The organism is Nocardia sp. 149-1B, from assembly GCF_057747975.1.
The window spans coordinates 2,361,629-2,375,057 of record NZ_CM173233.1; the positions used below are offsets into that span (position 1 = coordinate 2,361,629).

The following is a 13,429-nucleotide window of genomic DNA, read 5'->3' on the forward strand; positions in this document are numbered from 1 at the left end:
GAACCATGTCCAGCGCCCTCACCCCCCACGCCGAGTTCCCCCTCGGTCCGTTCCGCCCCTACGACAAGAACCCGATCCTGGCCCCGCAGGGCGAGGGCTGGGAGTCCGCGAACGTCTACAACCCGGCGGCCGTCGTCAAGGACGGCAAGGTGGTGCTGCTCTACCGCGCCCACGCCGAGGACCTCGTCTCGTACGTCGGGCTCGCGACCAGCGACGACGGCATCCACTTCGAGCGGCACCCGGACCCGGTGCTCTCGCCGACCGAGCCCTACGAGCGGTTCGGCGCCGAGGACCCCCGGGTGACCGAGATCGACGGAACCTACTACCTGACCTACACCGGCTGGGACCGCACCTCGGCGCTGCTGTGCCTGGCCACGTCCACGGACCTGTTCACCTGGACCAAGCACGGCCCGCTGTTCCCGGACTTCAACACGTTCCTGCCCCAGGGCAACGGCCAGGACGCCCCCTGGAGCAAGGCCGGCGCGATCCTGCCGGTGCCGATCGACGGTCGCTACCTCATGTACTTCGGCGAGGGCTCGATCTACCACGCCTGGTCCGAGGACCTCATCCACTGGACCCCGTGCTCCAACGACGATCCGTTGATGGTGCCGACTCCTCCCGGGACCTTCGGCGAGTTGCTGGTCGAGGTCGGGCCCCAGCCGATCATCACCAACAACGGCCTCATCCTGATGCTCCACAACGCAGCGGTGAAGAACCCCGACGGATCGGTGCGCTACACGTGCGGCCAGCTGCTCTTCGATCCCGCCGACCCGGCCACGATCCTCGCCCAGATGAACCGCCCGTGGCTGGAGCCGACCACGTTCGAGGACACCCACGGCCTGGTGTCGAACGTGACGTTCGTGGAGGGCCTGGTGTTCTTCAAGGACACCTGGTTCGCCTACTACGGCCAGAGCGACTCCACGCTCGGTGTGGCGACGTACAGGCTCGGGGACCGCTACTCCACGCTGGGCGCATGACGCGGACGACCTGGTTGGGCAGCCCCGCACACGCCCGATGGCTGGAGGCCGAGGGCGACCGTCTCCTCGAGTTCGGGCGGGCCGCCCGACACCCCGGTGGCGGCTTCGCCTGGCTCGACGCTGCGGGACGGCCGGACCCGGCCCGCGACGTGGAGCTCTGGATCACCTGCCGGATGACGCACGTGTACTCGCTGGGCCACCTGGTGGGCCGGCCCGGCTGCGGCCCGCTGGCTGACCACGGCATCGCCGACGTCGCGGGCCGCTTCCGCGACGCGGTCAACGGCGGCTGGTACGCCGCTGTTGACGATGCCGGCCCGACCCAGCGCGCCAAGAGCGCCTACCCGCACGCGTTCGTGGTGCTCGCCGCCGCCAGCGCCACGTGTGCGGACCGCCCCGGCGCCCGGCAACTGCTGGACGAGGCGTTGGACGTCCTGCTCACGCGCTTCTGGGACGACGAGAACGGCATGGTCGTCGAGGAATGGGACGAGGGCTTCACCAGGCTCGACCCCTATCGCGGCGTCAACGCCAACATGCACACGGTCGAGGCGCTGCTCGCCGCAGCGGACGCGACCGGCGACGGCAGCCTGCTGGACCGGGCCCTGAGGATCGTGACCCGCGTCGTGCACGATCTGGGTCGCAACAACAGCTGGCGGCTGCCCGAGCACTTCGACGAGCGCTGGGTCCCGTTGCCTGACTACAACCGGGACGCCCCCGCCGACCCCTTCCGCCCGTACGGCGCCACGATCGGTCACGGGCTGGAGTGGGCGCGGCTGACGCTGCACCTGCGGGCGGCGTTGGGCCCCGCGGCCCCGGACTGGATGCTGGACGACGCGGCGTCCCTGTTCGAGGCCTCCGTCCGCGACGGATGGGCCGTCGACGGCGCCGATGGGTTCGTCTACACCATCGGCTGGTCAGGCGAGCCGGTCGTTCGCGAACGGATGCACTGGGTCGCAGCCGAGGCCACCGCCGCCGCGGCGGCCCTCCACTCCGCGACCGGCGACCCGGCGTACGGCGCGTGGTACGCCACCTGGTGGGACCACATCGCCGAGGTGTTCATCGACCCCGAGCTGGGCTCGTGGCATCACGAGGTCGACGCGCACCTCCGGCCGAGCACCGTGGTGTGGCAGGGCAAGCCGGACACCTACCACGCCTTCCAGGCGACTCTGATCCCCCGCCTGCCGCTCTCGCCCACACTGGCCGCGGCGCTGCGGGACGGGCTCCTCGACCTCCGTTGATCGGTCACGGCCGGTCCGGCGACGGGCGGAGAGGCGAGCGCCAGGTCGCCGGCGCCCACCTGGAGCATCGCCTCCTTGCCGCGTGCCGGCCGCTCAGGTGCCCGACAGGGCCCTCAGGTTCTTGCCGGCCACCGCCGCACCGCGGATCTGCGTCTCAGCGCCGGGGTCTCGCCGCGCGCAGCCGGGCCGCAGATGACCAGCGCCTCGTTCGACTCGGTGACGCGCCAGATCAAGGCCATGAGATCGGGCTTCCTGTCCGGGAAGGCGTTGAACGCCGCGCTGCCGCCGCGGATGGGGGGGCATCGCCTCGCCCGCGAGACCAGGGCCGACGGTGCCGGCCACCCGTCCCGAGGTGAGGTCGCTCAGCTGCCGTCGGTCTTGTTCATCCACGACGGCGGCGGAGGCGGTGCGGCCGCGGCGGGCTGGGTGGCGCCGGGGCCCGACGGGGCAGACGGTGGTGGCGGCGGGGCCTGCGTCGTACCGGCCGGCGGCTCGGCCGTCGCGCCCGTTGTCGCGCCTGCTGCCGGCGGGGTGGTCTGCAGCACCAGCGCCGGTAGCGTCCCGGCCCGCTCGAGCTCGCTGAGGGCCGCGACCAGGCGCTCTCGCTCGCCCTCGGGCGAGGGACGCCCCGCGGCCTCGAGGTACGCCACGACGCCGAGGTCGCGCAGGAGCTTCTCCGGCGAGACCGCCGCTCCGGGTCCGCCGAGTCCGGAGTTCGCCAGCGCCGTGTCGGCCTTCGCCGCGAGCTCGTTGGCCGCTGCCTTCGCCTTGTCCAGGAATCCCATGTCGGTGCCCTCCCTGAGCGCGTCATCGGGGTGCTCCCCTGTTCCGCAGCGTACGCCGCAGCACGCTCGTAGAGTGCGAAACAGGACGACGTCGGCGGCCTGCCGACGGCACCAGGAGGAGTGGACATGCCACTGCACGGAACACTGCTGGAGGAGTTCAAGGAGAAGTCGTCGACCGACCCGTTCTCCCTGCAGAACAAGAAGCTGCTGAAGATCAACATGGGCTACGGCCCGGTCTGGGCCAAGACGGGCTCGATGGTCGCCTACCAGGGCGATGTCCGGTTCGAGAACAAGGGCTCCGGCGGTCTGGGCAAGATGCTGAAGCAGGCGGTGACCGGCGAGGGCGTCGACATGATGCTGTGCACCGGCAGTGGCGAGCTCTTCGTCGCCGACCTGGCCTCGGAGGTCCAGCTGCTCTACCTGGAGAACGACCTGGTGTCGGTCAACGGCGCCAGCGTGCTGGCGTTCTCCTCCTCGATCGAGTGGGAGATCCACCGTGTTCAGGCCCGCGGTGCGGCCATGACCGGCGGCCTCTACAACGTGGCGCTGCGCGGCACCGGCTACGTCGCCGTCACCACCAACGGCGACCCGGTCGCCCTCGACGTCGCGAGCGCGCCGACGTTCGCCGACGCGCAAGCCGTCGTCCTGTGGACCTCGGGGGTCTCCATGGACATCCGGGTCGACACCGGTGGCCTCAAGTCCCTGGTCCGCGGCGGCACCGGGGAGATGTTCCAGATGGCCTTCGGCGGTCAGGGGTACGTCGTCGTGCAGCCCAGCGAGTCCGTGATCACCGGCGGGCACCAGGCGGCACCCACCAAGAGCGGCGGAGGCGGGCTCGGCGGGCTCCTCGGCGGCTGACGCGCCGCGCCGGCCCTGTCCGTTCGCAGGCGGCGCTCGGCGGCGGGCCGTGTCGGTTTCGGCCGCACGGGGCGACCCCAGGTGAAGCACACGAATCCACGCGATGCCACAGGCGGGGTACGGCGTGCCCGGCGCGGACCGGCCCGCCCTCCCACGATCGGTGAGAGGACGGGCCGGGAGCGGTCAGCGGACGATCGCCCGCGTGCGGTCGCTGGTCCGGGCGACCGAGGTGTAGCCCGTCCTCATGCCGATCACCTGCACGGAGAGTCGGGCCCCAAGGTCCTCGGCGGTGACCCGGTACGTCGCGTCCTTGGCGCCGGCGATCGGCGTGCCGTCGCGCAGCCACCGGTAGGACAGCCTCGTGCCGGTCGCCCAGGAGCCGGGCACGACCCTCAGCGTCGTGCCGACCACCGCAGCGCCGCGGACCTGAGGCCTCGGCGCCGGGGACACCGCGCCGCCGGCGACGCAGCCGCCGCCGAGCGAGGCCGGCGCGGCCGACGCGGCCAGGGTGTCGCCGGCGGTCAAGGCACCGACGGTGACGGTGAACGACGTGCTCGCACGCGTGGTCGTCGCGGTCTCGGGCACCGTCCAGGTCAGGGTGCTGCCGTGGCGAGCGAGGCCGGCGGGCAGGTCTCCCAGCCTGGCGTCGTCGAGGACGTCACCGAGATCGACCGTCACCCGGCCGTCTGCCAGAGCCACCATCCCGACGTTGGCCGCGCTCAGCGTGTAGGTGAGCGTGGTGCCGGGGCTCGGCCGCCCCTCGGGGGCGGAGGACAGCGTGACGTCGTACTTCGCGGGCCAGGCCGGCTTGTCAGCGTCGAGGACCCAGTCCTGCCAGAAGCCGTCGAGGTCGCGGCCGGAGATCTGCTCGGCGAGGGCCTTGAAGGACGTGCGGCCCTGGCTGAGCCCGGTGTAGTGACGCTGCCACTGCTTGACGATCGCGAGGAAAGCGTCGTCCCGGACCGCCGTACGCAGCGCCTCGTAGAACATCTCACCGCGGTCGTAGGTCTGGAACTCGTAGAGGAGCGCCGGGTCGGTCTGGGCGCCCGGTGGCACGCTCCACCCGGCGTCGTCGGCGGGCACCTCGTCCCACATGCCGAAGACGGTCCGCTCGACGGCGGCCGGGTCAGGCGTCGCCGTGGCCAGCACACTGTTGTGCCAGAGCGGGCCCCAGCTCGCCATGCCCTCGTTGATGAAGATGTCGGTCCAGATCCGCGGCGCGACGGCGTCGCCGTACCACTGGTGGACGAGCTCGTGGAGCAGCGTGTTGCCCGTCACCGAGCGGGCGCGCGGGAAGAAGGGGCGGTCCTGGGTCTCCAGGGCGTAGCTGATGCCGGAGGGGACGGCGTCGACGACGACGCCCACGCTGTTGCCCGGGTAGGGGCCGTAGATCGTCTCGAACCGGTCGATGATCTGGGCGAGCTGGGCCCGCCGGGCGCTGATCGCGTCCTTGTCGGCGTCGGGGAGCGCGGAGTCGACGAACGACCACTCCGGCAGCACCCGGCCGCTGGCCAGGGTGACCTTCGACTCGGCGACGTCGTAGCGCCCGATCGAGATCAGCGCCAGCTCGCTGGCCATCGGCTGCTTCTCCACCCACGTCCAGGTGGTCCGCGTGCCGTCGCTGCTCCTCTTCCTGGCGACGAGCTCGCCGTTGCTCGCCACGGCGCTCGGCCCGGTGCCTTCCGCGGTGGTCAGCGTCGAGGGCACGTCGACATTGAAGGTGTACGTCGCCTTGTCGCCGGGGGTGTTGTTGTTCGGGTACGCCGTCATCGAGCCGATCGGCTGGGCGAGGAACGTCGCCCCGTCCGCGGTCGCGTTCCAGCCCTCGAGGCTGTCGTCAGCGTCGACGTGCGCGGCGGGGACGCCGTGGTACTTCACGACGGTCGTGAACTCACCCTTCACCGGCTTCCGCGGCGTGACCACGAGCTTGTGCTTGATCGCGGCATCGTCCTCGACACGGTGAAAGGCGGCCTTGGTGCCGTCGACGGTCACGGAGTCGACCTGCAGCCCCTCGAAGTCGAGCGAGAAGCTCTTCAGCGGGCGGCCCGTGGTCGTCGCCACCATGCGGGTGGTCGCCGAAGCGAAGCTGCCACTCATCGTCCCGTCGACCACGCCTTGGGTCGCCCAGGAGATGTCGACGTCGTAGTGCCGTGCGTCGTAGCCGCCGTTGCCGACGTTGGGGAACATCGTGTCCCCGACCGTCTGCGGTCCGTCCACCGGTCCGGCTGCGACCGCCGCTCCCGTACCGACGAGCACGGTGGTGCCGCCGGTCGCGAGGGCCAGGGCGAGCATGTTCACGCCCACCCTGCGCTGCCATGTCCTGTCCAGGTTGTTCACCTGCTACCTCGTTCATCTCGATATCGGTCGAGCCGCTTCCCCGGTCAGCGGCCCGCGGTCGTGCGCGACCTCCGAGGCCAACCAGCGCGGGTGTTCCGCGTCGCCAGGCCGGAGCGGGGCGCACTCCCATCCATCTCATGCGCCAACAGACGTCGTCACCGGAACGCGCCGTGCCGAAGGTCCCGACCTTGTGGGACGCGAGGGACACGCGCACCCGTGGGCTCGGTGGGCAGCGGCGGCGGGACGTCGCTCAGGGTGGGACGGGCAGGCGTGCCGTAGCGATCCCATGGCGTCAGGCGCGCTGAGTGGTCTCCGCGGCGGCTGAGGCGTCCGCGTAGACCCGCGCCCAGTGCTCCAGTGCCGCCTGCAGCTGCGCGCGGCCCAACGGCTTGGTCAGGAAGTCGTCCATGCCCGCCTCGAGGCAGGCCGCACGCTCGGACTGGGCCGCGGTGGCCGTCAGCGCCAGGATCGGCACCCGGGACCGGCCACCTCCCAGGACGCGCAGGGCCCGGGTGGCGTCGTACCCGTCCATCCGGGGCATGTGAAGGTCCATCAGCACCGCTGCGAACTCCCCTGGGCCCGCGGCCTCCACGGCGGCGACGGCCGCGAGCCCGTCGTCGGCCTCGACCGGCTCGAATCCCATGGAGGCCAGCAGGCCTCCAGCGACAAGCCGGTTCACGTCGTTGTCGTCGACGACCAGTACACGACGGGTCACCGGTGCGGGCGCTTCGTCCTCGACGCTCGGCGCGGCCAGGTGGCTCACGGGTGCGAGCTCGCGCGCCAACGACTCCAGGAGAACGTCGGCCGGCACGGGCTTGGCGAGGGTTGCCGACACACCGGAGCTCGTCGCTCCGACAGGCGGCGGACCGGGCGTGGCGCTGAGCATCAGGATCGGCGTGGCGGAGAGCAGCTCGTGGGCCCGGATCCGCGCCACGAGCTCCGGACCGTCCACGCCCGGCATGACGCTGTCGACGAGAACGGCGTCGAAGGGCTCCCCCGCCGTCATCGCCGCCTCGAGCAGCCCGATCGCGGCGGACGCGTGCGAGGCCGCACGGGCGACGGCGTGCCACCGGTCGAGCTGCTCGCACAGGACCATGCGACTGGTCGCGTTGTCGTCCACGACGAGCACGCGGCGGCCGGCCACGAGTCCTGGGGCGGGGCCGGTCGCGGGCGTCTCTGCACCGCCGGCCGGGACCAACGGCACGGTGAACCAGAACAGGGCGCCCCGGTGGGGCCCGTCCTCGACGCCGATCGTGCCGCCCATCGCCTCGACGATCTGGCGGGCGATCGCCAGCCCCAGACCGGTGCCGCCGTACTTCCGCGTCGTGGACGCCTCGGCTTGGGAGTAGGGCTCGAAGATGTGCTCGCGCTTGTCATGATCGACACCTGGCCCGGTGTCGTTCACCTCGACGCGCAGGATCGCCTGCCGGGTGGCCTGGTCGTACGCCAGCGCCCTGACGGACACCTCGCCGCGGGGGGTGAACTTCAGCGCGTTGGAGGTCAGGTTGTAGATGACCTGTCCGAGACGGGTCGGATCTCCACGGAGCCGGCCCGGCACGTCCGGATGGCAGGAGACCACGAGCTCCACCCCCTGCTGTCGCGCCTGGATGCCGAGCACGACTGCGATGTCGTCGAGGAGCTTGCGCAGGTCGAAGTCGATGCTCTCGAGCACCAGGCGTCCCGCATCGAGCTTCGAGAGATCCAAGACGTCGTTGACCAGGCGCAGCAGGGTCCTCCCCGACGCGTCCGCGCCGTTGACCAGCTGCTCCTGGTAGGTGTCCAGCGGCGTGCGCAGCAGGAGGTCGTTGAGCCCGACCAGTCCGTTCAGCGGTGTCCGGATCTCGTGGCTCATCGTTGCCAGGAAGGCGGCCTTCTGCTGGGCGGCGACGACTGCGGCATCGCGGCCTCGTGCCAGCTCGTCGTTCGCGGCAGCGAGCTTCGCTCGGGACCGCACCGACCGCACGAAGTAGGCCCCGAACGCCACGAACAGGCAGCCGACCAGGACCGCGGACCCGAGGGACTCCTGGCGCGCCGATCGGTCGGCGTCACGCTGCAGGCGTCGGGTGGCACGCTGGAGAACCGAGTCCGCCTGGTACATCTCGCGCGCGGCCACGGTCGACGGCCGGCTGGTGGCCCCTTCGTCCTCGGCCGCAACGGCCGTCAGGATCGCCCGGAGTGCCTCCACCGAGGTGTCGAAGTGGTCGAGGAACTGCTCGTGCTCCGGGAGCCCAGGAGAGCGAGCCAGGTCGTCGAGCTCGCTGCTCACCTCCTGCTGGGCGCCGAGCAGCTCGTCGGCGACCGCCTGGGGATCGTCGGTCTCGGCGGGCGATGCTCCCCAGGGGATGTCGAGCATCTGGATCATGTGCAGCCGCACCGCGATCAGCCGGGTCGCCGCGTCGTCGGCGGTGTCGGCGTCCTCCCGCAAGGTCGACAGCCCGGTGTAGGTCCCAGCCACGATCGCCAGCGCCGCCACCAGGCCGGTGACGACGCGTAGCCGCGTGGACGACACGATCCTCACCTCCTCACCCCGCCAGGGTCCGACCCGTCGCGCGACCGCGGCCCCCGACCGCACCCACCTCCCCCCAGGGATCGGCACGAGAGCCGGCCTACTGAGCGGTACGGTCGCGCGGGATGCCGGGGCGTACCGGCGGGGAGCACGTCGCTCGTACGCCTCCCGCGTGCTGACCGGCGCCGGGGTCGTGTCTCGGAGGTTGTCGACCGGTCGGCGTTGTCAGGGTGGGTGCATCGCCAGGCGCCGGCGCGCCGCCGTACCCGCCCGTCTCGCAAGCGTCGGCAACGCAGCCAGATGCATGCCATGTGGGCGCGAAGCGCCCAAGAACTTCCGGGACGCGGCGAGCAGCCGCTCTGACCTGCGGGTACCGCGTCGATGGATTCGACCGGTCATGCTCAGGCCCGTCCCCGGGTCATCCCGGCACACCTGTGCCGGCACCCTGACCTGCCCGATCAGCTGGGACGGGGTGCCGGCGCGGCTCGAGCGGTCAGCGCCGCAACCACGCCGCGCTCGAGGGCGGGCAGCGTCGCCCGACAACGGTCCGGGTGCCGAGGAACGGCGTACCCCACTCGGCAGGCACGTCGAACGGCCCGCCGCCGAAGACCACGACACACGTCAGGTCACCACGCGTGAAGGCGAGGACGTCGCGGCTGCCGGTCTCCAGCCACTCGAGACCGCTGGTCACGTCGATGACGGCGCGGGCCGCGACAGCGCCGCGGTAGAACCCGAGGATGGAGCCCGGGTCGAGAGCCTGCTGGTCCGCCGCGAACTGCTCGAACCAAGCCGGCTGCGGCAGCCAGGGCGTCCCCGTGGAGAACCCGAAGGCAGGGCGCTCCGCCGACCAGGGCAGCGGCACCCGGCAGCCGTCGCGACCGTGCTCCGTGTGTCCGGACCGCTCCCAGATCGGGTCCTGACGAGCTTCGTCCGGCAGGTCCTGGACCTCCGGGAGGCCGAGCTCCTCTCCCTGGTAGAGGTACGTGGACCCGGGCAGCGCCAGGAGGAACAGCAGGGCCGCGGTGGCGCGGTCGGTGCCCAGCTCGACGTCGATCCGGCCGCGCAGCCGGGTGCGCACCGCGTTGGGGTCAGCACTCTGCATGGGCTCGGGCTCGACGAGGCCGTAGCGGGTGACCGCGCGGTGGACGTCGTGGCTGTTGAGCGTCCAGGCCGGTACGCCGCCGTCGGGGCCGAGCGCCGCGAACGTCGCGCGGACCGACTCCTCGAACGCCGCCGCCTCGAACGGCTGCTGCATCAGGTCGAAGTAGAAGGCCTGGTGCAGCTCACCGGGGCGCAGGTAGTCGGCGATGTCTGCGGGCGGCAGCCAGACCTCACCGAGCAGGACCCGCGGCGGGTCGTAGCTGTCGGCGATCTTCCGCCACCGCTGGAAGATGTCGTGCACGCCGGGCTGGTTCCACAGGTGGGGGTTGTCGCCGGCGGGGTCATCGGCATCCGGCAGGCCCGGCGCCTTGACCATCGCGTAGGCGACGTCGATGCGGAAGCCGTCGACGCCACGGTCGAACCAGGTCCGGAGCACGTCGTCGAACATCTCCGCCACCGCCGGGTGGTCCCAGTTGAAGTCGGGCTGGGTCGAGTCGAAGGCGTGGAGGTACCACTCGCCGTCGGGCACCCGGGTCCACGCGGGACCGCCGAAGGTGGAGCGCCAGTTGTTCGGCGGCTCCGCGCCGTCGGGGCCCTGCCCGGGCGCGAAGTGGAAGCGGGAGCGCTCCTCCGATCCCGGGCCGGCCGCCAGCGCCGCCTCGAACCACGGATGCTGGTCGGAGCAGTGGTTGGGGATGAGGTCCATCAGCAGGCGCAGGCCGCGGTCGTGGCAGGCGTCCCGGAGCTCCTCCAGACCCACCAGACCCCCGTAGCGCGGGTCGACCGTCAGATAGTCGGCCACGTCGTACCCTCCGTCCCTGTTCGGGGACGGGTAGCACGGGTTGAGCCAGACCGCGTCGACGCCGAGACCGGCGATGTGGTCGAGCCGGGCGACCACACCGCCGAGGTCGCCGAAGCCGTCGCCACCAGAGTCTGCGTACGACTTCACGTACAGCTGGTAGACGACGCTGCTGCGCCACCAGTCGGTGCGGCCGGAGGGGGGGAACGTGGTCACAGATCTACGGTCCTAGCGTGATGTTGTCGAGGTTGATGGCACCGATCTGGCTGCTGCCGCGCCAGACCACGACGGTGTGGAGTCCGGCGGTCAGGGTGACGGGGACGGAGAGGGTCACCCAGGAGTCCCAGGTCCCCTGGGCGGGGAAGGTCGAGACGGCCACCTGGCGTCCGTCGACGGCGACGATGCGGGTCGCGTTGGAGCCGCCGTTGCCGTAGCGCAGCGTCAGCGTGTAGTTGCCCGCGGTCGCGGCGTTGACGGTGAACGAGACCCCGCTGTTGGTGGTGGCGAAGTTGTCGACGAAGCCCGTGCCGGTGTAGCCGGCGTGGTCCGTGCCGACGGTGACGCCCGTCCGGACCGCTGTCTCGGCCTCGTAGCGGTTGGTCGAAGGGGTCGTGAAGGTCCGGCCAACGTAGACCATGTCCCAGACGCTGAGGGACGGAACGGTGAAGGAGATGTAGCGGCCGGTGCCGTCGGTACCGGTGGTGTAGGTCAGGCTCGTCGACGCGCCGTGGGAGACGTCGGGTGAGGCGACGCGCACGGCCGTCGGGTTCTCGTCGGGACCGAGGTAGTACTTCACGGCGAGGTTGGTCTGCGTCGGCGGCGTGCTCTTGCCGGCGTCACGCCAGGTCCCGTTGTTGCCCAGCAGGTTGACCAGCTGGATGACGTCGTCGGTGCTCGTCTTCTTCAGGTTGGTCCAGATCGTGTTGCCCGAGGCGTCGCCGGACGTCGTCTTGCCGGCGATGGACACGAACTGGCTGCCCGAGTCGACGGAGTGCACGTCGGGCCCGAAGAGGAGGTTCTCGTAGGCGGTGATGAAGTCGTAGTAGTCCTTCATCCAGTCCCGCAGGCTGTTGCTCATCTGCTTGTTGTGGTCGGGGAAGTACGGCGCGGACAGCATCGAGTCGCCCTGCGCCATCTCGATGTGGCTCGCGCCCGAGGCCGCGATCACAGCGTCCTCGAGGCGGACCGAGTTGGTGTCGAGGGTCCCGAGGACCAGGTTGTCGAGGTTGACGAAACCGGTGTCGCCGCTGGCGACCGAGATGGAGACCGTGTGGGTGCCTGCACTCAGGGTGGGCGTGACGACGTCGGCGTCGTAGTGCCAGTTGTTCCAGTTCCCGTCGGTCGGCATCGTCACTCGGCCGACGGTGGCACCGTCGACCTTGACGGTGCGCGTCGCGTCGCCGGCGGCACCGTTGCCGTACCGGAACACGAGGCTGTAGCGACGCGACTCCGGCGCGTTGATCGTGAACGTGACGGTGTCTCCGGTGTTGCCGTAGTTGGCGACGAATCCGGACCCGGTGTAGCCCGGGTGGTCCGACATGGTGGTCAGACCGCTGCTCAGGGATCCGCTCTCGGCCTCGTAGGAGGTGCCGGCGTCGTCCTTGGTGTTCGGGTACGCGGCGATGACGGAGGGAATGCCCCCGGAGTCCTGTTGCTGGTCATCGAGGTAGGACTTCATCGCAAGGTACGTCTCGTGGTTGTCCCACAGCTCGCTGTAGAGGTAGTCCGTGTGCTTGCCCGAGGCGATCTGCGATCCGCCGAACCCGTCGACCGCGTTGAGCCCGAGCGCCTTGCCCGATCCGAGGGCCGTGCGGCTGGCCGCGACGAGCGAGGCGAGGCCGACCGGGAGGTCGACGGGGTTGCCGCTCGTGTCCGTCATCGCGCCCCAGTTGCCGAGCTGGTCGAGGTGGACGCCGTCGAAGCCCATCGTGGTGGCCTCGTCGACGTACTTGGCGGTGATGTAGCTCTGCCACGAGGTGTTGGCCGGGTTGAACATGTAGAGGTTGGTCGCGGGCTGGTTGGGCTTCATCTCGAAGGCCCACGGCTGCCCGCTCGAGGCGTACTTCAACGCCCAGCTCGGGGAGACGCCCGAAACGGCTTGGTAGTCCTGGAGTGCGGCGTACGACATGGTGTAAGGCATGGCCGCGACGCTGTCGGCGTGCGCGGCGGAGATGTACGACGAGACCGTCGCCGGGGAGATCACGTCTCCGTTCCAGGCGGTCCAGGTCGAGGCCAGGGTGCCGTCGCCGTTGCGCTTGATGGGGTTCTCGTGCCGCCACATCCAGTCGTAGAACTGCAGGGCGTTGATGTGGTACCGGCGGACCAGCTGGTCGACGTCGGCCTGCGCGGCCGCGGAGCTCGTGCCGGACGGGTAGGAGGTGAGCGCGGCGAACCGCGGGAAGTGGGTCCAGTTGCTGGAGACGTCGATCGCCGTGGCGGAGGTGGATGACCCGGCGGTGATCGTGACGAGGTAGCCGGTGAAGTCCGTGGTCGGGGGTGTGGTCGTCCACGTCACGGTCGTGGTGCCGCCGGCAGCGAGGGTGGCGGAGGTGGTGCCGGTGGCGACCGTGGTCCCGAGGTGGGTGACGGTGAACCCCACCGTGCCGCTCCACGAGTCGGTCCCGCCGGTCTCGTGGATGACCGCCGAGACGGTCACCGCACTGCCGGGAGCGTAGCGCGCGGCATCGGTGTACGCGTCGGTCACGGCGGGTGTTCCGCCGGCCGCCGAGGCGCTCGGGACGCGGACGAGGCACACGAGGGCAACGACGGCGAGGGCCAGCAGGAGCCGGGCCAGCCGGGCCGGGTGGGGGGCGCTGAGGTGCATGGACGTA

Annotated in this window: 8 protein-coding genes; 3 read left to right on the plus strand and 5 right to left on the minus strand. The window is 71.0% G+C overall.

Annotated features, from left to right (window positions below; translation table 11 throughout):
* Positions 1-5 precede the first annotated feature (5 nt).
* Complete coding sequence (locus tag AC3ANS_RS11360) at positions 6-977, plus strand: glycoside hydrolase family 130 protein (RefSeq protein WP_488296263.1); 972 nt, start codon at positions 6-8, stop codon at positions 975-977.
* Complete coding sequence (locus AC3ANS_RS11365; protein WP_488296264.1) at positions 974-2,212, plus strand: AGE family epimerase/isomerase; 1,239 nt, start codon at positions 974-976, stop codon at positions 2,210-2,212. The genes AC3ANS_RS11360 and AC3ANS_RS11365 overlap by 4 nt, the downstream gene beginning before the upstream one ends.
* A gap of 362 nt (positions 2,213-2,574) precedes the next feature.
* Here AC3ANS_RS11365 and AC3ANS_RS11370 read toward each other — a convergent pair whose 3' ends face one another.
* On the minus strand, positions 2,575-2,997 hold the full coding sequence (locus AC3ANS_RS11370) for a hypothetical protein (protein WP_488296265.1): 423 nt from the start codon (positions 2,995-2,997) through the stop codon (positions 2,575-2,577).
* A 126-nt stretch (positions 2,998-3,123) separates the two neighbouring features.
* On the opposite strand from AC3ANS_RS11370, the gene AC3ANS_RS11375 reads away from it, so the two are divergent.
* Positions 3,124-3,855: an AIM24 family protein gene (locus AC3ANS_RS11375; protein ID WP_488296266.1), complete on the plus strand. Its 732-nt coding sequence runs from the start codon at positions 3,124-3,126 to the stop codon at positions 3,853-3,855.
* A 183-nt stretch (positions 3,856-4,038) separates the two neighbouring features.
* Here AC3ANS_RS11375 and AC3ANS_RS11380 read toward each other — a convergent pair whose 3' ends face one another.
* The 4 genes from AC3ANS_RS11380 to AC3ANS_RS11395 all read right to left on the minus strand — a co-directional run bounded on the left by AC3ANS_RS11380 (position 4,039) and on the right by AC3ANS_RS11395 (position 13,422).
* Positions 4,039-6,147, minus strand: a complete 2,109-nt coding sequence (locus AC3ANS_RS11380; RefSeq protein ID WP_488296482.1) for a M1 family metallopeptidase — start codon at positions 6,145-6,147, stop codon at positions 4,039-4,041.
* Between the two features lie 337 nt (positions 6,148-6,484).
* The gene (locus tag AC3ANS_RS11385; protein ID WP_488296267.1) at positions 6,485-8,701 is read right to left on the minus strand and encodes a response regulator; all 2,217 of its coding nucleotides are present in this window, start codon (positions 8,699-8,701) and stop codon (positions 6,485-6,487) included.
* Positions 8,702-9,191: 490 nt separating this feature from the next.
* Entirely contained in the window at positions 9,192-10,814 is a 1,623-nt protein-coding gene (locus AC3ANS_RS11390; RefSeq protein WP_488296268.1) for a glycoside hydrolase family 13 protein, read from the minus strand.
* A 4-nt stretch (positions 10,815-10,818) separates the two neighbouring features.
* Positions 10,819-13,422 carry a glycoside hydrolase family 66 protein gene (locus AC3ANS_RS11395; RefSeq protein ID WP_488296269.1) on the minus strand — a complete coding sequence of 868 codons (2,604 nt, stop codon included), beginning with the start codon at positions 13,420-13,422 and terminating at the stop codon, positions 10,819-10,821.
* Positions 13,423-13,429: the final 7 nt, after the last annotated feature.